Source organism: Streptomyces sp. JNUCC 63, from assembly GCF_054366325.1.
Map to the genome: position 1 here is coordinate 955,462 of NZ_CM135963.1, position 17,628 is coordinate 973,089.

Annotated in this window: 17 protein-coding genes, 1 tRNA gene and 1 pseudogene; 9 read left to right on the top strand and 10 right to left on the bottom strand. The window is 71.7% G+C overall.

Annotated features, from left to right (window positions below):
* Window positions 1–42: 42 nt before the first annotated feature.
* Window positions 43–489 (bottom strand): annotated as a pseudogene (locus tag ACX25U_RS04385) (alpha-hydroxy-acid oxidizing protein); the annotation flags it as partial.
* Between ACX25U_RS04385 and ACX25U_RS04390 the strand changes: the two are divergent.
* Window positions 424–1,812: an IS1380 family transposase gene (locus tag ACX25U_RS04390; protein WP_454385070.1), complete on the top strand. Its 1,389-nt coding sequence runs from the start codon at window positions 424–426 to the stop codon at window positions 1,810–1,812. The pseudogene ACX25U_RS04385 and the gene ACX25U_RS04390 overlap by 66 nt on opposite strands.
* A gap of 238 nt (window positions 1,813–2,050) precedes the next feature.
* Here the strand turns inward: ACX25U_RS04390 and ACX25U_RS04395 are convergent, their stop codons facing one another.
* The 6 genes from ACX25U_RS04395 to ACX25U_RS04420 all read right to left on the bottom strand — a co-directional run bounded on the left by ACX25U_RS04395 (window position 2,051) and on the right by ACX25U_RS04420 (window position 7,740).
* Complete coding sequence (locus ACX25U_RS04395) at window positions 2,051–2,656, bottom strand: GOLPH3/VPS74 family protein (RefSeq protein ID WP_454389215.1); 606 nt, start codon at window positions 2,654–2,656, stop codon at window positions 2,051–2,053.
* A gap of 85 nt (window positions 2,657–2,741) precedes the next feature.
* Window positions 2,742–3,779 (bottom strand): Gfo/Idh/MocA family protein, encoded by a 1,038-nt coding sequence (locus tag ACX25U_RS04400; RefSeq protein WP_454389216.1) that lies wholly within the window; start codon window positions 3,777–3,779, stop codon window positions 2,742–2,744.
* Between the two features lie 20 nt (window positions 3,780–3,799).
* Window positions 3,800–4,702 (bottom strand): sugar phosphate isomerase/epimerase family protein, encoded by a 903-nt coding sequence (locus ACX25U_RS04405; protein ID WP_454389217.1) that lies wholly within the window; start codon window positions 4,700–4,702, stop codon window positions 3,800–3,802.
* Window position 4,703: 1 nt separating this feature from the next.
* The gene (locus ACX25U_RS04410) at window positions 4,704–5,642 is read right to left on the bottom strand and encodes an ATP-binding cassette domain-containing protein (protein WP_454389218.1); all 939 of its coding nucleotides are present in this window, start codon (window positions 5,640–5,642) and stop codon (window positions 4,704–4,706) included.
* Between the two features lie 5 nt (window positions 5,643–5,647).
* Complete coding sequence (locus ACX25U_RS04415; protein WP_454394824.1) at window positions 5,648–6,718, bottom strand: ABC transporter permease; 1,071 nt, start codon at window positions 6,716–6,718, stop codon at window positions 5,648–5,650.
* A 5-nt stretch (window positions 6,719–6,723) separates the two neighbouring features.
* Window positions 6,724–7,740, bottom strand: a complete 1,017-nt coding sequence (locus tag ACX25U_RS04420) for a sugar ABC transporter substrate-binding protein (RefSeq protein WP_454389219.1) — start codon at window positions 7,738–7,740, stop codon at window positions 6,724–6,726.
* A gap of 318 nt (window positions 7,741–8,058) precedes the next feature.
* Between ACX25U_RS04420 and iolC the strand changes: the two genes are divergently transcribed.
* From iolC to ACX25U_RS04450, 6 genes are all read left to right on the top strand, one after another.
* The gene (gene iolC, locus ACX25U_RS04425) at window positions 8,059–9,021 is read left to right on the top strand and encodes a 5-dehydro-2-deoxygluconokinase (RefSeq protein ID WP_454389220.1); all 963 of its coding nucleotides are present in this window, start codon (window positions 8,059–8,061) and stop codon (window positions 9,019–9,021) included.
* Between the two features lie 13 nt (window positions 9,022–9,034).
* The gene (locus tag ACX25U_RS04430; protein ID WP_454389221.1) at window positions 9,035–9,913 is read left to right on the top strand and encodes a Cgl0159 family (beta/alpha)8-fold protein; all 879 of its coding nucleotides are present in this window, start codon (window positions 9,035–9,037) and stop codon (window positions 9,911–9,913) included.
* Between the two features lie 173 nt (window positions 9,914–10,086).
* On the top strand, window positions 10,087–11,010 hold the full coding sequence (iolB, locus tag ACX25U_RS04435; RefSeq protein ID WP_454389222.1) for a 5-deoxy-glucuronate isomerase: 924 nt from the start codon (window positions 10,087–10,089) through the stop codon (window positions 11,008–11,010).
* An 8-nt stretch (window positions 11,011–11,018) separates the two neighbouring features.
* Window positions 11,019–12,902, top strand: coding sequence for a 3D-(3,5/4)-trihydroxycyclohexane-1,2-dione acylhydrolase (decyclizing) (gene iolD / locus ACX25U_RS04440; protein ID WP_454389223.1), 1,884 nt, complete (start codon window positions 11,019–11,021; stop codon window positions 12,900–12,902).
* 67 nt (window positions 12,903–12,969) lie between these two features.
* Window positions 12,970–13,755 (top strand): GntR family transcriptional regulator, encoded by a 786-nt coding sequence (locus ACX25U_RS04445; RefSeq protein ID WP_454389224.1) that lies wholly within the window; start codon window positions 12,970–12,972, stop codon window positions 13,753–13,755.
* Between the two features lie 71 nt (window positions 13,756–13,826).
* Complete coding sequence (locus tag ACX25U_RS04450) at window positions 13,827–14,492, top strand: response regulator (RefSeq protein WP_454394826.1); 666 nt, start codon at window positions 13,827–13,829, stop codon at window positions 14,490–14,492.
* Between the two features lie 196 nt (window positions 14,493–14,688).
* On the opposite strand, the gene ACX25U_RS04455 is transcribed toward ACX25U_RS04450, so the two are convergent.
* Window positions 14,689–15,264 (bottom strand): NUDIX hydrolase, encoded by a 576-nt coding sequence (locus ACX25U_RS04455; protein WP_454389225.1) that lies wholly within the window; start codon window positions 15,262–15,264, stop codon window positions 14,689–14,691.
* A 58-nt stretch (window positions 15,265–15,322) separates the two neighbouring features.
* A tRNA-Pro gene (locus ACX25U_RS04460) sits at window positions 15,323–15,396 on the bottom strand.
* A gap of 101 nt (window positions 15,397–15,497) precedes the next feature.
* On the opposite strand from ACX25U_RS04460, the gene ACX25U_RS04465 reads away from it, so the two are divergent.
* Together ACX25U_RS04465 and cobF are read left to right on the top strand one after the other, a co-directional pair.
* Window positions 15,498–16,040 (top strand): DUF309 domain-containing protein, encoded by a 543-nt coding sequence (locus ACX25U_RS04465; RefSeq protein WP_454389226.1) that lies wholly within the window; start codon window positions 15,498–15,500, stop codon window positions 16,038–16,040.
* Window positions 16,041–16,095: 55 nt separating this feature from the next.
* Window positions 16,096–16,866 carry a precorrin-6A synthase (deacetylating) gene (gene cobF, locus ACX25U_RS04470; RefSeq protein WP_454389227.1) on the top strand — a complete coding sequence of 257 codons (771 nt, stop codon included), beginning with the start codon at window positions 16,096–16,098 and terminating at the stop codon, window positions 16,864–16,866.
* Here cobF and ACX25U_RS04475 read toward each other — a convergent pair.
* Complete coding sequence (locus ACX25U_RS04475; RefSeq protein WP_454389228.1) at window positions 16,826–17,611, bottom strand: cobalt-precorrin-6A reductase; 786 nt, start codon at window positions 17,609–17,611, stop codon at window positions 16,826–16,828. The two genes, cobF and ACX25U_RS04475, sit on opposite strands and share 41 nt — an antisense overlap.
* Window positions 17,612–17,628: the final 17 nt, after the last annotated feature.

The following is a 17,628-nucleotide window of genomic DNA, read 5'->3' on the forward strand; positions in this document are numbered from 1 at the left end:
AGGGGTCGGTGACGCGTACCGGGGCAGTCCCTCCTCACGGAGTCGGCCGATGCTGCCGACCCCGAGCAACTGCACGGCGCGGCGCACTTCCTCGCCCAGCAGACGGATCGCCTCCGCCACCCCGTGCTCATCCCCGGCACCGAGACCGTACAGGTACGGCCGGCCCACCAGGACGCTGTCCGCGCCGAGGGCCGGAGCGGTGACGACGTCCGTGCCCCGCCGGGTCCCGGGATCTTCGGGGCCCCTCACCGGACCGCGATCCCCGAAGCCAAGGACATGATGGAATACCGCAGGACCTGAACCTCGATCCACCGTGTGATCACCGGTCGGCGTGAGGGCCGGGAACGAAGAGGTGCCTTGTGACCTGCGATGATGAGAGTTCTCTACGCTCACATCAGGCACGATCAGCAAGGCACCTCTCGAGTGAAATTGTTCCACAGCCCGGCGCGGGTGTTCGCCGCGTTCGACGAGCCGAATCTCATCGCGCATGCCGGACTGGTCCCGGTGATCCGGCTGGCCGAGCGGTGCGGCCTGCCGGCCCTGGTCGCCGAGAAGGTCAAGCTGACCGGCGCGAAGAACGGCGCCGGGACGGCCGCCGACGCGAAGGCGATGAGCGTCGTGGGAGGCATGGTGGCCGGCGCGGACTCCATCGACGACCTGGATGTGCTGCGGCACGGCGGGCTGCCGAAACTCTTCGCAGGGGTGCGGGCACCGTCCACGCTCGGCACGTTCCTGCGTGCCTTCACCTGGGGACACGTGCGTCAACTGGAGGCGGCGGTACGCGCGTTCACCTGCAATCTGGCCGCCCACACGGGCTTCGTCCCGAAGGGGGACGAGGTGGTGTTCGTCGACATCGACTCCAAGGTCAAGCAGGTCTACGGCCCGGCCAAGCAGGGCGCCTCCTTCGGCTACACCAAGGTCCGCGGCCTCCACTTCCAGATCGTCACCGTCAAGACCGCCACCTGCGCGCCGGTCATCGTCGCAACAAGGCTGCGCAAGGGCTCGGCGGGCTCCGGCAAGGGCGCCGCCTCGCTGCTGCGCGAGGCCCTCGCGGCGGTGCGGTCCATGGGCATCACCGCACAGATCATCGTCCGCGCGGACTCCGCCTACTTCTCCCACAAGGTCGTGGACGCCTGCCGCAAGGCCGGCGCCCGCTTCTCCCTGGCCGTCGCGGTCACCAAGACGATCCGCGTAGCCATCGAGACGATCGATCCCGACGCCTGGAGATCGATCAAGTACACCGACGCGATCTGGGACGACGAGGAGGAACGCTGGATCTCCGACGCAGAGATCGCCGAGATCGGCTTCACCGCGTTCACCAGCAAGAAGAAGGCCTTCCGCGCCACCGCCCGGCTCATCGTGCGCCGCGTGAAACGGCTGAACCCCAAGACGGTCCCCGACGGGCAGAGCGAACTGTTCGCCGTCTGGCGCCACCACGCGATCTTCACCGACAGCGTCTTCGTCCTCACCGACGCCGAGCCCATGCACCGCGCTCACGCCGCGGTGGAACAGGTCTTCGCCGACCTGGAGGACTCCGCCCTGGCCCACCTGCCCTCGGGGAAGTTCACCGCGAACGCGGCCTGGCTCACCCTGGCGGCAGCCGCCTACAACCTCACCCGCGCCGCCGGCCACCTCACCTCCACCTTCCACGCACGGGCCCGGACCGGCACCATCCGCCGCCACCTGATCACCGTCCCGGCCCGCATCGCCCGCCCAGGACGACGCCTCGTGCTGCACCTGCCCCAACACTGGCGCTGGGCCGACGACTTCATCGGCCTGTGGACCGCCACCGGCCAGCGCATGCAGACCTGAGCAGCCAGACCCCGCCGTCCACCCACGACCTGGAAGACCTCGGAGAACCCGCCACCGGAACGGCCATCCGGAACCCCGCCCTGCCCCAAACCGAAAACCCACCCCGAAAAGCAATCACACTGCGCGATCAAAAATCACGCGGTGGATCGAGGCTGAATACCGGCTCTCCGCCGGTCCTCGTCGGCTTCGAACTCCCCAAGGGCCACTACCCCAACCGGCGTGCGGCGGGGCTGCCGGACTACGCCCCCCGCCAGATGTTGGCGTACGCCGCCTCCTCGATGGCGCGGCGTTGGCGTACCGCCTCCAGTTCCATGACCGCGTCGTGGACGGCGGCGAGCACGGTGAGGACCGCGTCGTCCGTGACGCCGGGTTCCTCGCCGGCCGGATCGGCGCGGATGCCGACGGCCGCCGCCAGGGTGAGGAGCACCGGTTCGTCGGCCGCCCAGCGGTAGGTCGCGCGGCGTCGGGCCTCGGTGTCGGTGAGGACCGGGCGGCCGCCGCGGAGGGGCAGCCATCGGCGGCGTTCCCAGGTGATCTGGCCCTCGTGCTCCAGGGCGGTCAGGTACGCGGAGGTCAGGCCGCGGCCGCGGCGCCAGAGCCAGTCCTGAAGGGTTTCGTACGGCACCTGCCGCGCCAGCGAGGAGGCGGCCTCGTCCAGCAGGCGGTCGCCGAGTTCCGGTTGCAGCCGTGGGACGATGCGGTCGCCGTCCAGGGTCAGGACCTCGGCCCGCAGCAGGTCGTACGCCTCGGCGCCGGCCAGGGCCAGCGACAGGTCCCCGCGCTCCAGCGGGCGGCTCGGTTTCCTGTCCAGGGCGATGATCATCAGGTCACGCGCTGTGCTCATGATGCGGCTCCTCGTCGAGGACGCGCCCGCCTGCCGACGCTCGTGCTTGCCGTACGGCCCCGACTCTAGCGCGGCCACGGGCGTGTCACCCGTACAGCGCCGGGCGTTCCACCAGGTCCACCTCCACCCGGCCGCCCTCCGTCAGGGACCGTACGCCCGCTTCGCAGACGGCGGCTGCCGCGTAGCCGTCCCAGGCGGTGGGGCCGGTGACCTCGCCGCGGCGGGTGGCGTCGACCCAGGTCTGGACTTCGCGGTCGTAGGCGGCGGCGAAGCGTTCGAGGTAGTCCTGGGCGATGGTGCCGCCCCAGCGGCCGGCCATGTGGGTGATCATGGCGTGGCCGTCGCCGACGCGGGCCGTGCCGCGTTCGCAGACGACCTCGGCCCGGACCTGGTAGCCGAAGCCGCAGTTGACGAAGATCTCCACGTCGGCGATCGCCCCGCCGGCTGTTTCGAAGACGATGAACTGCGGGTCCTGGATGCCACCCGGGGCGTTTCCGGACGGGGTGGGGCGCAGGACCGTCACCGCCGTGATCTCCTGGCCGAGCAGCCAGCGGGTGACGTCCATCTCGTGCACGACCGAGTCCCTGATCAGCATGTCGCCGGTCCAGCCGGGCGGGCTCGCCACGTTGCGGTGGCGGTGGTGCAGCAGCAGGGGTCGGCCCAGCTGGCCTGTTCGCAGCAGCTGTTCGAGCTTGAGGTACTCGGTGTCGTAGCGCCGCATGAAGCCGACCTGGACGCGCCGCCGGCCCAGCCTCTGCTCGGCTTCGAGCACGCGCAGGGCGGAGGCGGCGTCCGGGGTGAGCGGCTTCTCGCACAGGACGGGCAGGTCGCGGGCGAGGGCCGCGAGCAGTGCCGCCTCGTGGGCCGCGCCCGGCGAGGCGATGAGCACCGCGTCGACGTCGGCCGCCGCCATCGCCGCGGCCGGGTCGGTGTGGGCGGTGCAGCCCTCGACGCGGGCCGCGACGGCCTTGGCGCGTTCCGCGTCGACGTCGACGACGGCGCTCACCCGGGCCCCGCTGATGACCTCGTGGATGCGCCGCACATGGTCGGCGCCCATCCGGCCGGCGCCGATGACGGCGACGTTCAGAGTCGATGACGTCGACGATGTCGATGACCGGGCCATGGTGGTCCCCCCTCGGGATGTCAGGCGCCGCAGGACCTCAGGAACTTGCGGGTGCGCACCGCGATGGGCAGTGGCTTGTCCGGCTCGCACGGGTACATGTCCTGCTCGACGATCGCGAACAGGTCCACGCCGAGCTTCTGCGCGGCCACGAGGACGGGCTCCAGCTCCGGTACGCCGCCGGGCGGCTCGCACATCACGCCGCGCTGGACCGCCGGCCCGAAGGGCACCTCGCCTGCCACCACGTCGGCGAGGATGTCCGGGTCGACCTGCTTGAGGTGCAGGTAGCCGATGCGCTCGCCGTAGGTCTCGATCAGCTTGACGCTGTCGCCGCCGCAGTAGGCGTAATGCCCGGTGTCCAGGCACAGGTTGACCAGGTCGGAGTCGGTGGAGTCCAGGAAGCGTTCGACGTGGGGCTCGGTGTCGATGTGGGTGTCGGCGTGCGGGTGCACGACGATGTCGAGGCCGTACGTCTCCCTGACCTCGCGCCCGAGCCGTTCCATGCCCCGGGTCAGGTGCCCCCACTGCTCGGAGGTCAGCTCGGGCGCCTCCAGGATCTCGGCGGTCTTGTCGTCCCGCCAGAAGGAGGGGATGACGACCAGGTGCCCCGCGCCCATCGCCCGGGTGAGGGCGGCGACCTGGCTCACGTGTTCCCAGGTGGACTCCCACACCGACGGGCCGCGGTGCAGGCCGGTGAAGACCGTGCCCGCCGAGACCTTCAGGTTCCGCTTGTTCACCTCGTCGGTGAGCCGGGCCGGGTCGGTCGGCAGGTAGCCGTAGGGGCCGAGCTCGATCCAGGAGTAGCCGGCCTCGGCGACCTCGTCGAGGAAGCGCTGCCAGGGCACCTGCTGGGGGTCGTCGGGGAACCAGACGCCCCAGGAGTCGGGGGCGGAGCCGACCCGGATGCGGTCCAGCACGGGGGCCATGTCAGGACTTCCCTTCCGAAGATGCCGGTGCGGGCGCGGGCGCGGGTGCGGGCGCGGTCGGCGCGGCGAGGTCCTCCGCCTCGGGGAGCTCCTCGACGTCGACGCCGCTGACCTGCGACAACTCGTGCTTGAGAGCGGCGAGTTCGGCGCCGCCGGCCATGTGGTTGGTCAGCTCCTCGAGGGTGACCTCGCTGCGCGCGGCGGAGAGTTCCAGGGTGCCCAGGCGCAGCACGCTGAAGTGGTCGCCGACCATGTAGGCGTGGTGGGGGTTGTGGGTGATGAAGATGACGCCGAGGCCGCGGTCGCGGGCGGCGGCGATGTACTTGAGGACGACTCCGGACTGCTTGACGCCGAGGGCGGCGGTGGGCTCGTCCAGGATGAGGACGCGGGCGCCGAAGTGGACGGCGCGGGCGATGGCCACGCACTGGCGCTGGCCGCCGGAGAGGGTGCCGATGGGCTGTTCCAGGTCGTCCAGGACGATGCCCATGTTGCGCAGTTCCTCGTCCGCGGTCTTCTTCATGCGGGCGATGTCGAGGCGGCGTACGGGCCAGGGACCCTTGGTCAGCTCGGAGCCGAGGAAGAAGTTCCGCCACACCGGCATGAGGGGAACGGTGGCGAGGTCCTGGTAGACGGTGGCGATGCCCTTGCCGAGGGCTTCGCGCGGGGTGGAGAAGCGGACCGGTTCGCCGTCGACGAGGAACTCGCCCTCGGTGTGCTGGTGCAGCCCGGAGATGATCTTGATGAGGGTGGACTTGCCGGCGCCGTTGTCGCCGAGTACGCAGGTGACCTTGCCGGGGTGGACGGCGAGGTCGACGCCGTGCAGGGCGCGGATGTTGCCGTAGGACTTGCCGGTGCCGCGGAGTTCGACGACGGGCCGGTCCTCCTCGGGCGGGGTGTCCTTGAGGACGGCGCCGTGGGCCGCGGTGTTGTCGGTGGTCATGTCGGTCACCTCCGGGTCGCCGTGCGCTGGACCCACAGATTGATGAGGACGGCGCCGAGCAGCATCACGCCGAGGAAGGCCTTGAACCAGTCGGGGTTCCAGCCGGCGTAGACGATGCCCTGCTGCACCATGCCGAACATGAAGGCGCCGAAGACGGGGCCGATCGCGGAGCCGTAGCCGCCGGTGAGCAGGCAGCCGCCGATGACGGCCGCGGCGATGTAGATGAGCTCCTGGCCGACGCCCTCGCCGGACTGCACGGTGTTGAAGGAGAACAGCTGGTGCATGCCGACGAACCAGGCGCCGAAGCCGACCAGCATGAACAGGCTGATCTTGGTGAAGGTGACGGGGACGCCGACCGCGCGGGCGGACTCCTTGTTGCCGCCGACCGCGAAGATCCAGTTGCCGTACTTGGTGCGCAGCAGCACCCAGGTGGCGAGGGCCGCGAAGACCAGCCACCACACGACGGTGATCTTCACCGTCACGCCGCCGATCTCGAAGGACGACGCGAAGATCGCCTTGGCCTGGTCGAAGCCGTCCATGTTGCTGACGTCGTCGGTGGCGACGTTGCCGGTGACCAGCTTGGTCACGGCGAGGTTCACGCCCTGGAGGATCAGGAAGGTGCCCAGGGTGACGAGGAAGCTCGGCAGTCCGGTCCTGACCAGCATCCAGCCGTTGAACAGGCCGACCGCGAGCGACACGATCAGGGCGACGACCACCCCGACCCAGATGTTCATCGTCAGCTGGTAGCTGAGCATGCTGGCGGTGAGCGCCGAGGTGATCACGGCGACGCCGGCCGACAGGTCGAACTCGCCGCCGATCATCAGCAGGGCCACCGGGAGTGCCATGATCCCGATGGTCGAGGACTGGTACAGGATGTTCGCCATCGAGCCGCCGTCGCGCACCGGCGGCGCCATGACGAGGAAGAAGACGAACACGGCGACGGCGCCGAGGAAGACGCCCACCTCCGGGCGGGCGAGCAGTCGCAGCGCCAGCGGACGCCGCACGGTGCGGCCGTCGGTCTGCCGGGAGCCGGGAGCCGGCGGTGTGGCCACCGCCGGCGCGGCCTGCTGGGTCATGTCACTCACCGAGTGCCCTTCGCGGCGAACGCGGCGACCTTGTCGACGTTGGACTTGTCGACGAAGGCGGGACCGGTCAGCACCGGCTGCTCGCCGCCGCCGCTGTAGTTGCCGTTGTTCTTGAACAGCCACAGGGAGTCGACCGCGAGGTAGCCCTGCAGGTAGGGCTGCTGGTCGACGGCGAACTCGATGGTGCCCTTCTGGATGGCGCCGGTGAGGTCCTTGTTGAGGTCGAAGGTGGCGATCTTCGCCTTGCTGCCGGCGTCGCCCACCGACTGCACCGCGGTCATGGCGATGGGGGCGCCCAGGGTGGCCACGTAGTCGATGCCGCTGTCCTGCTTGAGCTTGGCGGTGATGGTCGACTTCACCGACGGCATGTCGGTGCCGTTGACGTACAGGATCTGGGTGGAGCCCTTGAACGTCTTCTTCAGGCCGTCGCAGCGCTGGGTCAGGCCGACGTTGCCCTGCTCGTGGATCACACAGACGGTCTTCTTGGCACCGACCTCGTTGAGCTTCTTGCCGAACGCCTCGCCCGACACGGACTCGTCCTGGCCGAAGAACGACATCAGACCGAGCTGCTGCCAGTCGCCCATGCCGGAGTTGAGGCCCACCACGGGTATGCCGCTGCTCTCGGCCTTGGCCAGGACGCTCTTCATCGCGTCCGGCTTGGCGAGGGTGACGGCGATGCCGTCGACCTTCTGGTCGATCGCGTTCTGCACCAGGCTGGCCTGGTTGCCGGCGTTGGGGTCGGCGGAGTAGACGAGCTTGATGTTGTCCTTGGCGGCGGCGGCCTCGGCGCCCTTGCGGACGATGTCCCAGAAGGTGTCGCCGGGGCCCTGGTGCGTGATCAGCGCGACCGTCATCCGGGGCGTGGTGGCCTTGCCCGCCGAGGCGGCGCTCCCGCCCTCCTCGGACTTCTTTCCGCCCGAGCCGCTGGAGCAGCCGGCGAGGGTCAGGGCCGCTGCCGCGGCCACGGCCACGGCGGGGGCGAGCCTGCGGGAGCGAGAAGAGCGGCGGTCCATCTGTCCTGCACCTCATTGCGTTACGGGAAAGGAAGGAATCGGGACGTTCCGGTGGCCCGGAGCCGGTAAGGACGGATCCGGGCCGTGTGCCGCTTGCGCGGCTGTTGCGTTGGGACCGGATCCAATCCGCTGGCGCGTCCGCTGTCAATACTTTGTTAAGACATCAGTTCAGGAGCTAGTCCGAATGTAAGTACAAACTATTGACAGTGTGGCCCTCGGAGTCCTACATCTGGGAGACGACAGGCCCCGGGATCCGCGTCCGCACCGTCGCAAGGCCCCCTGGGAACCGCACCCAGCCCAGCTCAAGGAGCTTCGCACATGGCCGAGTCGGCTCAGCCTTTCGATTTGATCACGATGGGACGCATCGGCGTCGACCTCTATCCCCTGCAGTCCGGCGTACCCCTGGCGCAGGTGGAGACCTTCGGCAAGTTCCTGGGCGGTTCGGCCGCCAACGTGGCCGTCGCCGCGGCCCGGCTCGGCCGCTCCTCCGCGGTCATCACCCGCACCGGCGACGACCCCTTCGGCACCTATCTGCACGAGGCTCTGAAGGGCTTCGGCGTCGACGACCGCTGGGTCACGCCGGTCGCGCAGTACCCGACCCCGGTGACCTTCTGCGAGATCTTCCCGCCGGACGACTTCCCCCTGTACTTCTACCGCCGGCCCAAGGCCCCGGACCTGGAGATCCACACCGACGAGCTGGACTTCTCCGCCATCCGGGCGGCCCGGATCTTCTGGATCACCGGCACCGGTCTGAGCGAGGAGCCCAGCCGCTCCGCCACGCTGGCCGCCCTCGAGGCGCGTGACAAGGCGGGCATCACGGTGTTCGACCTCGACTGGCGGCCGATGTTCTGGCGGGACCCCGACCAGGCCCGCCCGCACTACGCCGAGGCGCTGCGGCACGCCACCGTGGCCGTCGGCAACGTCGACGAGTGCGAGATCGCCACCGGCGTGCGCGAACCCGAGGCCTGCGCCGAGGCGCTGCTGGCGGCCGGGGTGGAGCTGGCCGTCGTCAAGCAGGGCCCCAGGGGTGTCCTCGCGGTGCACCGGGACGGCACCCGCGCCGAGGTCCCGCCGGTGCCCGTCGAGGTCGTCAACGGCCTCGGCGCCGGGGACGCCTTCGGCGGCTCCCTCTGCCACGGACTGCTGTCCGGCTGGGACCTGACGAGAACCATGCGGTACGCCAACGCCGCCGGCGCCCTCGTCGCCTCCCGTCTCGCCTGCTCCTCCGCGATGCCCACCGAGGCGGAGGTCGACGACCTCCTCGCGCGAGCAACTCCCTGAACGGAGCTTCCTCTTGACCCTCAGCATCCCCGACCTGACCGCGGTCCGGGCCCGGCATCCCGAGGCCGTCGCCGAGGCGGCCGCGCGCCGGGTGCGCCGCCCGCTGATCGGCGACAGCGGCAGGCTGATGATCGTGGCCGCCGACCACCCCGCGCGCGGGGCGCTCGGCGTCGGCGACCGCAGACTCGCCATGGCCAACCGCGCCGACCTGCTCGAGCGCCTGTGCGTCGCGCTGTCGCGGCCCGGCGTCGACGGGGTGCTCGCCACCGCCGACATCCTGGAGGACCTGCTGCTCCTCGGGGTGCTCGACGGCAAGGTCGTCATGGGCTCGATGAACCGCGGCGGCCTCGCGGGCGCGTCCTTCGAGATGGACGACCGCTTCACCGGCCACCGGGCCCGCGACATCGCCCGGCTCCGCTTCGACGCGGGCAAGCTGCTGCTGCGTATCGACTACGACGACCCGGGGTCGCTGACCACCATGGAGTCCACCGCGCGGGCCGTCGACGAGATGGCGGAGCTGCGGCTGCCGGTGTTCGTCGAGCCGTTCATCTCGCGCCGGGTCGACGGCAAGGTCTCCAACGACCTGTCCGCCGAGGCGGTCACCCGCTCCATCGCCATCGCCTCCGGTCTGGGCGGCACCTCCGCCTACACCTGGCTGAAACTGCCCGTCACCGAGAACCCGGACGACATGGCCGAGGTGCTGCAGACCTCCACGCTGCCGGTCGTGCTGCTCGGCGGCGAGGTCGGCCGCGACCAGGAGGGCGCCTACGAGCGCTGGCGCAGGGCCCTCAGGCTCCCCACCGTCCAGGGCATGGTCGTCGGCCGGTCGCTGCTGTACCCCGCCGAGGGCAGTGTGGAGACCGCGGTCGACACCGCCGTGGGCCTGCTGTGACCGGGCCCGCCGTACCCGAACGCGCCGTACCCGAACGCGCCGTACCCGAACGCGCCGTACCCGAACGCGCCGTACCCGAACGCGCCGTACCCGAACGCGCCGTTCCCGAACGCGCCGTGTCAGAACGCGCCGTGTCAGAACGCGCCGTGACCGCCGTGACAAGGAGGCATCCCGTGACCAGCCCCTACCACCTCCCCGCCGGCAAGGCGCTCGGCGGCCCCTACGTCGTGGACGTCGGCCCCGAGTCCGCCGGCTGGGGCCACTCCAGCCTGCGGATCCTGGAGCTGCCGCCGGGCGGGTCGCACACCTTCGACACCGGCGACAGCGAGTGGATCGTGCTGCCGCTCAGCGGGGGCTGCACGGTCGACGCCACCGACGACTTCGGTGCGGAGACCTTCCGACTGACCGGCCGCGACAGCGTGTTCAGCGGCGTGAGCGACTTCGCGTACGTGCCGCGCGACGCCCGTACGACCGTCTCCTCCACCGGAGGCGGACGCTTCGCGCTCACCGGTGCCCGCTGCACCCGGCGGCTGCCCGCCCGCTACGGTCCGGCCGCCGGCGTACCGGTGGAGCTGCGCGGCACCGGGAACTGCTCCCGCCAGGTCAACAACTTCGGCGCCGCCGGCGTCTTCGAGGCCGACAAGCTGATCGCCGTGGAGGTCCTCACCCCGGGCGGCAACTGGTCCTCCTTCCCGCCGCACAAGCACGACGAGCACCGGCCGGGCGAGGAGTCGGTCCTGGAGGAGATCTACTACTTCGAGTTCGCCTCCCACGACGGCACCCCCGGCCTCGGCTACCAGCGGGTCTCCCCGTCCGGGCCGGGCCGGGAGACGGACGTGCTGGCCGAGGTGCGCGACGGCGACGTGGTCCTGATCCCGGACGGCTGGCACGGGCCGTCGATGGCCGTGCCCGGCCACCACATGTACTACCTCAACGTCATGGCCGGCCCGGACGCCGAGCGCGCCTGGCTGATCTGCGACCACCCCGACCACGCCTGGGTCCGCGACACCTGGCCCGAGCAGCCCGTCGACCCCCGGCTTCCCCTGTACACCGCCCCTTCCGCTCCGTCGTCCCCTTCCGCTCCGTCGTCCCAGTGAGGTCCACGATGAGTCACTCCACGACCCGTCTCACCGTCGCCCAGGCGCTGGTGCGGTTCCTCGCCGCCCAGTACGCCGAGCGGGACGGCGTACGGCACCGGCTGATCGCCGGCACCTGGGGCATCTTCGGCCACGGCAACGTGGCCGGCGTCGGACAGGCGCTGGTGGAGGCGGGCGAGGACGTCATGCCGTTCCACCAGGGCCGCAACGAGCAGGCGATGGTGCACGCGGCGGTCGGCTACGCCCGTCAGCGCGACCGCCTGTCCACACAGGCGGTGACGACGTCCATCGGCCCGGGCGCCACCAACCTCGTCACCGGCGCCGCCCTGGCCACCATCAACCGCCTGCCGGTGCTGCTGCTGCCCGGCGACTACTTCGCCACGCACACCGCCGACCCGCTGCTGCAGCAGCTGGAGCACCCGGGGGAGGCGGACGTGTCGGTCAACGACACCCTGCGCCCGGTCTCCCGCTACTTCGACCGGATCACCCGTCCCGAGGCCCTGATCCCCTCCGCGCTGAACGCGGTGCGGGTCCTGACCGACCCGGCCGAGACGGGCGCGGTCACCCTCGCCCTGCCGCAGGACGTGCAGACGGAGGCGTACGACTGGCCCGAGGAGTTCTTCGCCGAACGGGTGTGGCGGGTACGGCGCCCCGCTCCCGACCCGGCCGAACTCGCCGAGGCGGTACGGGCCGTACGGGCCGCCGAGCGCCCGTTGATCGTCGCGGGCGGCGGCGTGCACCACAGCGGGGCCGAGGACGCGCTGAAGGCCTTCGCCGGTGCCACCGGCATCCCGGTCGCCTCCACCCAGGCCGGCAAGGGCTCGCTGCGCCACGACCACCCGGCCGACCTCGGCGGCATCGGGCACACCGGCACGGCCGTCAGTGACGACCTCGCGCGCACCGCGGACCTGGTCATCGGGGTCGGCACCCGCTACACCGACTTCACCACGGCCTCCGGCACCCTCTTCCAGAACCCGGACGTCCGCTTCCTCAACCTCAACATCACCGCGTTCGACGCCCACAAGCTGGCGGCGACGACGCTCGTCTGCGACGCGCGGGCGGGGCTCACGGCGCTCACCGAGGCGCTGGCCGGGCACCGTGTGGACGGCGGGTACGAGGCCGAGTACCGGGCCGGCAAGGAGCGCTGGGAGCGGGTGGTCGAGGCGGCGTACCGCGCGGACGACGACAGCGCCGTACCGACGCAGACGCAGGTGCTGGGCGCGCTGGACGCGGTCGTGGGCGACGACGACGTGGTGATCAACGCGGCCGGTTCGCTCCCCGGCGACCTGCACAAGCTGTGGCGGGCCCGCTCGCCGCGCCAGTACCACCTGGAGTACGGCTACTCCTGCATGGGCTACGAGATCCCGGCCGCGATCGGCGTGCAGCAGGCCACGCCGGGCACGCCGGTGTGGGCACTGGTCGGCGACGGCACCTATCTGATGATGCCGACGGAGATCGTCACGGCCGTCCAGGAGGGCCTGCCGGTCAACGTGGTCCTGATCCAGAACCACGGGTACGCCTCCATCGGCGGCCTGTCGGAGTCGGTGGGCGCCGAGCGGTTCGGCACCGCCTACCGCTACCGCGCCGCCGACGGCACCTTCACCGGCGCCCCGCTGCCCGTCGACCTCGCCGCCAACGCCGGCAGCCTCGGCATGGAGGTGCTGCGCGCCAAGACGGTGGGCGAGCTGCGCCAGGCGCTGCGCGCGGCCCGCGCCTCCGACCGCCCGACCTGCGTGTACGTCGAGACGGACGCGAACAGTGCGGCCCCGGCCGCTCCCCCGGCCGAGGCCTGGTGGGACGTGCCGGTGGCCGAGGTGGCCTCCCGGGAGGCCGCCGTGACCGCCCGCGAGCGCTACGACCGCGAGGTGGCCGCCCGCCGCCGCCACCTGTGAACTGCCCCCGCCGACAGGCTGCCTGACGCCGCGCAACGCCTCACCCGACCCGAAAGGGGGTGCCCCCGTGGCGACGACCGGTGACCGCTCCCGTGCCGTGACCGCCTCCGCGCTCGATTCCCTGGACTTCGCCCTGGACCGGAGCAGTCCGGTGCCGCTGTACCACCAGTTCGCCCAGCAGCTGGAAGCGGCGATCGAGCGCGGGCTCCTCGCCCCGGGGAACCTCCTGGGGAACGAGATCGACCTGTCCGTACGCCTGGGCCTGTCCCGCCCCACGGTCCGCCAGGCCATCCAGTCCCTGGTCGACAAGGGGCTGCTGGTCCGGCGGCGCGGGGTGGGCACGCAGGTGGTGCACAGCCAGGTCAAGCGCCCCCTGGAGCTCAGCAGCCTCTACGACGACCTGGAGACGGCCGGGCAGGGCCCCACCACGCGCGTGCTGCGCAACGAGCGCGTGCCCGCGACCGCCGACGTGGCCTCCGCGCTCGGCCTCACCGAGGGCGGCGAGGTGACGGCGCTGGAGCGGCTGCGGTTCACGCACGGCCGGCCGGTGGCGTTCATGTGCAACTACCTGCCGGCCACGCTGCTCGAGCCGGACACCGCCCGGCTGGAGTCGACGGGTCTGTACCGGATGATGCGCTCGGCGGGCATCACCCTGCACAGCGCCCGCCAGACCATCGGCGCCCGCGCGGCCGGCGCCGAGGAGGCCGCCCGGCTCGACGAGAAGGAGGGCGCCGCCCTGCTCACCATGCAGCGCACGGCGTACGACGACACGGGACGGGCGGTGGAGTACGCGCGGCACGTGTACCGCGCGTCCCGGTACGCATTCGACTTCCAGCTGCTGGTGCGGCCGTGAACGCCTGCCTGAGCAAGGCCGATCATGCCTCCGCCATCCCCGTGGATTCGGCTCGGACGGCGGCCGGCTCGGTGACGCTCCTCGTGGACGACCAGGCCCTGGTCCGCGGCGGCTTCCGCTCCATTCTGGGCGGTCAGGAGGACATCGAGGTCGTCGGCGAGGCGGCCGACGGCGCGGAGGCGGTCGACAGTGCGCTGACCCTGCTGCCCGACGTCGTCCTCATGGACATCCGGATGCCGCGCATGGACGGGATCGAGGCGACCCGCCGCCTGCTGCGGGGCGGGCGCTGCCCGGCGCGGGTACTCATCCTCACGACCTTCGACGAGGACGAGTACGTCTGCCAGGCGCTGCGCGCCGGGGCGAGCGGCTTCCTGCTCAAGAGCGCACCGCCGCGCGAACTCGCCGGAGCCGTCCGCACGGTCGCCGCGGGCGAGGCGCTCCTGGCGCCGGAGATCACCCGGCGGATGATCGAGGAGTACGTACGCCGTCCGCGACCCGGCTCGGGTCGGCCCGCCGGGCTGGAGACGCTGACCCCGCGCGAGTTCGAGGTGCTGGGCCTCATCGCCCGCGGCCGCTCCAACGCGGAGATCGGCGCGGAACTCTTCCTGAGCGAGCCGACGGTCAAGACCCACGTGACCCGCATCCTCGCCAAGCTCGGCCTGCGCGACCGGGTCCAGGCCGTCGTCTTCGCCTACGAGTGCGGTCTCGTCCAGCCCGGCCACCGACCTCATGGGTGACCTCGTGTGCCGAGGCGTTGTCCAGCACCACCGTGCACGGCTTCGACCGTCGCCGGACGGGCGGGGCGCCGATGCCGTCCGCGGCCAGGGACAAGGCGAACGAATATCCCGGCACGTCCGTCGACCGACAAAGCGACTGGAGGCTGGAGGACAAACCGAGAAGCGGACCCGACCGGCTCCGGCGAACCCCTCCGCATCAGACACGGCCGAGATCGATCGGTGTCACCGGCGCACCGCGCTTCCGCACGTCGGCAAGGAGTTCGGGCAACTGCGGCGGCCACAGCGGCTCGGTGTCACCGGACAGATCCTCCGGTGACCACCATCGCCACCGGAGGATCTTGTCCGCGGCATATGAGGCGGCGAGATCACCAACTGGGTCCCGGTGGGGGCCATGCGCGAGGAAGACATGCTCGTGCCGGCGAACAGGAACACCGGCCCTGGTGAGGTCGTGCTCCCAAAGGCACAGCAGGGTGCCGTCCAGCTGGATGTCGATCCACCCGGTCTTCTCGCGCAACTCGCGCTCGGCGGCCTGCAGCGGGGTCTCACCCGGATCCGTCCCGCCGCCGGGCATCGCCCAGTGGACACCGACTTCCTCGTTGTCATACCGGAACGGGAAGAGCGACCCGGCCGGGTTCAGGACCGCGACTCCGGCTGCTTGTCCGGGTACCCGCATCGGGCCGGCCTGCCAGTGTCCCGCGCTCGCCGTCGAGCCCGACCGTGGCCGCCCGCCGACGCGGTCGAGGGCGCTGGTTCGCAGCCGGTGCCCGGCCATGACCAAGGGGATGTTTCGGATTCCTCCGAAACATCCCCTGATCTGTGACTCTTCCGAGTCGGGACGACAGGATTTGAACCTGCGACCCCTTGACCCCCAGTCAAGTGCGCTACCAAGCTGCGCCACGTCCCGGCGCGCTCACGTGCGGTGACCCGCGTGATCGCGTGAACGTCACTTTACCGCACCTCGGGGGCCAGGCCGAAAGCGGGCCGGGTGCGGGGGACAATCGGCGTATGAGCAGCACATCCTCCGACAGGCCGGCCGACTCGCGGGACCGGGACAGCGAGGGGCGGGCGCGCAACGCGCGGCCGCGGGACGGGCTGGGGCGGCCCTTGCCGTACGGCGCCGACGGCGTGCCCCGGCAGCCCGAGGGAGTGGTGCGCACGCCGCGGGAGACGGTCGTCGAGGCGCAGGCGCTGCTGGACGCGGGCAGGCCCTTCCACGCGCACGAGGTCTTCGAGGACGCCTGGAAGTCGGGGCCTCAGGCGGAGCGCGCCCTGTGGCGCGGGCTGGCTCAGCTCGCGGTGGGGCTCACGCACGCGGCCCGCGGCAATGTCACCGGTGGCGCCCGGCTGCTGCGGCGTGGGGCGGGGGCCGTGGAGGAGTGGGTGGCGGGCGCCGGGGAGCGGACTCCGTACGGCATGGACGCCTCGGGGCTTGTGGCGTGGGCGCGGGAGCTGGCGGACGCGGTGGAGAGCGGGGCGGCGGGTGCCGTGGACGCGGCGGAGCGGGCTCCTCGGCTGCGGGGTGGGGCGTGGTACCGGCCCCGGGCATAGCACTGGGTAGGGGCGCGGTGCCGGGTTGTCAGTGCCGTACGGCAGACTCGGGGGCGTGCGAAAGATTCATGTCATCGGCATCGGCGCGGGCGACCCCGACCAGCTCACCCTGCAGGCGGTCAGGGCTCTGCGCGACACGGACGTGTTCTTCGTCCTCGACAAGGGTGAGGTGAAGTCCGACCTCGTCGAGCTGCGCCGGGACATGCTGCGCACGCACATACCCGAGGGGACGTACCGCGTGGTTCAGGCGCGTGACCCGGAGCGGGACCGGTCGGCGGGTGGCGTCGCGTACTCCCCCGCCGTCGGGGACTGGCGCAGTGCTCGTGCGGACATCTACGAGCAGCTGATCGCCGAGGAGTTGGACGAGGGCGAGACCGGTGCGTTCCTGGTGTGGGGGGATCCGGCGCTGTACGACAGCACGCTGGGCATCCTCGAGGAGGTGCTGGCGCGGAGCGCGGTGGACTTCACGTACGACGTGGTGCCCGGCATCAGCAGCGTCTCCGCGCTGGTGGCCCGGCACCGTACGGGGCTCAACCGGGTCGCCCGGCCGGTGCAGATCACCACGGGACGGCGGCTCGCCGAGGGGTTTCCGGAGGGGGTGGACGACGTGGTGGTGATGCTGGACGCCCACCAGACGTTCCGGCAGTACGCCGACCAGGACATCGACATCTACTGGGGCGCCTACATAGGCACCCCGGACGAGATCCTCGCCGCCGGCCCGATCGCCGAGGCCGCGCCGCGCATCGAGCGGCTGCGGGCCGAGGCGCGGGAGCGCAAGGGCTGGATCATGGACACGTATCTGCTGCGCCGGCGCCCGAAGGAGTAGGAGGCCCGAGCCGTTCGAGCCACTCCAGCACGGCGGCCATGTCCGGTACGGCGGTCAGCCGCGGCGGCAGCGGCGGGCGCCGTACGACGACGACCGGCAGCCCGAGGTGGCGCGCGGCCGAGAGTTTGGCCGCCGTGGCCGCTCCCCCGCTGTCCTTGGTGACCAGTACGTCGACGCGGTGCGTCCTGAGCAGCTCCGTCTCGTCGGCCTCGGTGAACGGGCCCCGGGCCAGTACGACCCGCGTATCCGGCGGCATGGGCGGCTCGGGCGGTTCCACCGACCGTACGAGGAAGTGGAGTTCGTCCAGGTGGGCGAAGGCGGCGAGGCCGAGCCGTCCCGTGGTGAGGAAGACCCGGCGGCCCAGCCGGGGCAGCAGTTCGGCCGCCGCGGCCGGCGAGTCGACGGCGTGCCAGCGGTCCCCGGGCCCCGGCCGCCAGCCGGGCCGGCGCAGCACCACCAAAGGCACGCCGGTCGCCGCCGCGGCCCGCGCCGCGTTCCGCGTGATCGCCTCGGCGAAGGGGTGCGTGGCGTCGACGACGGCGTCCACGCGGTGCTCCCGCAGCCACGCGGCCAGCCCCTCCGCCCCGCCGAAGCCGCCGACGCGCACCTCCCCGTCCACCGCACCGGGCCGCGCCACCCGCCCCGCCAGCGAACTGGTCACCCGCACGCCTTCGCGCACCGCGAGCACGGCGGCCAGTTCACGCGCCTCGGTGGTGCCACCGAGGACCAGGACGTGCGAGGACATGGCGTCGAGAGTACGAG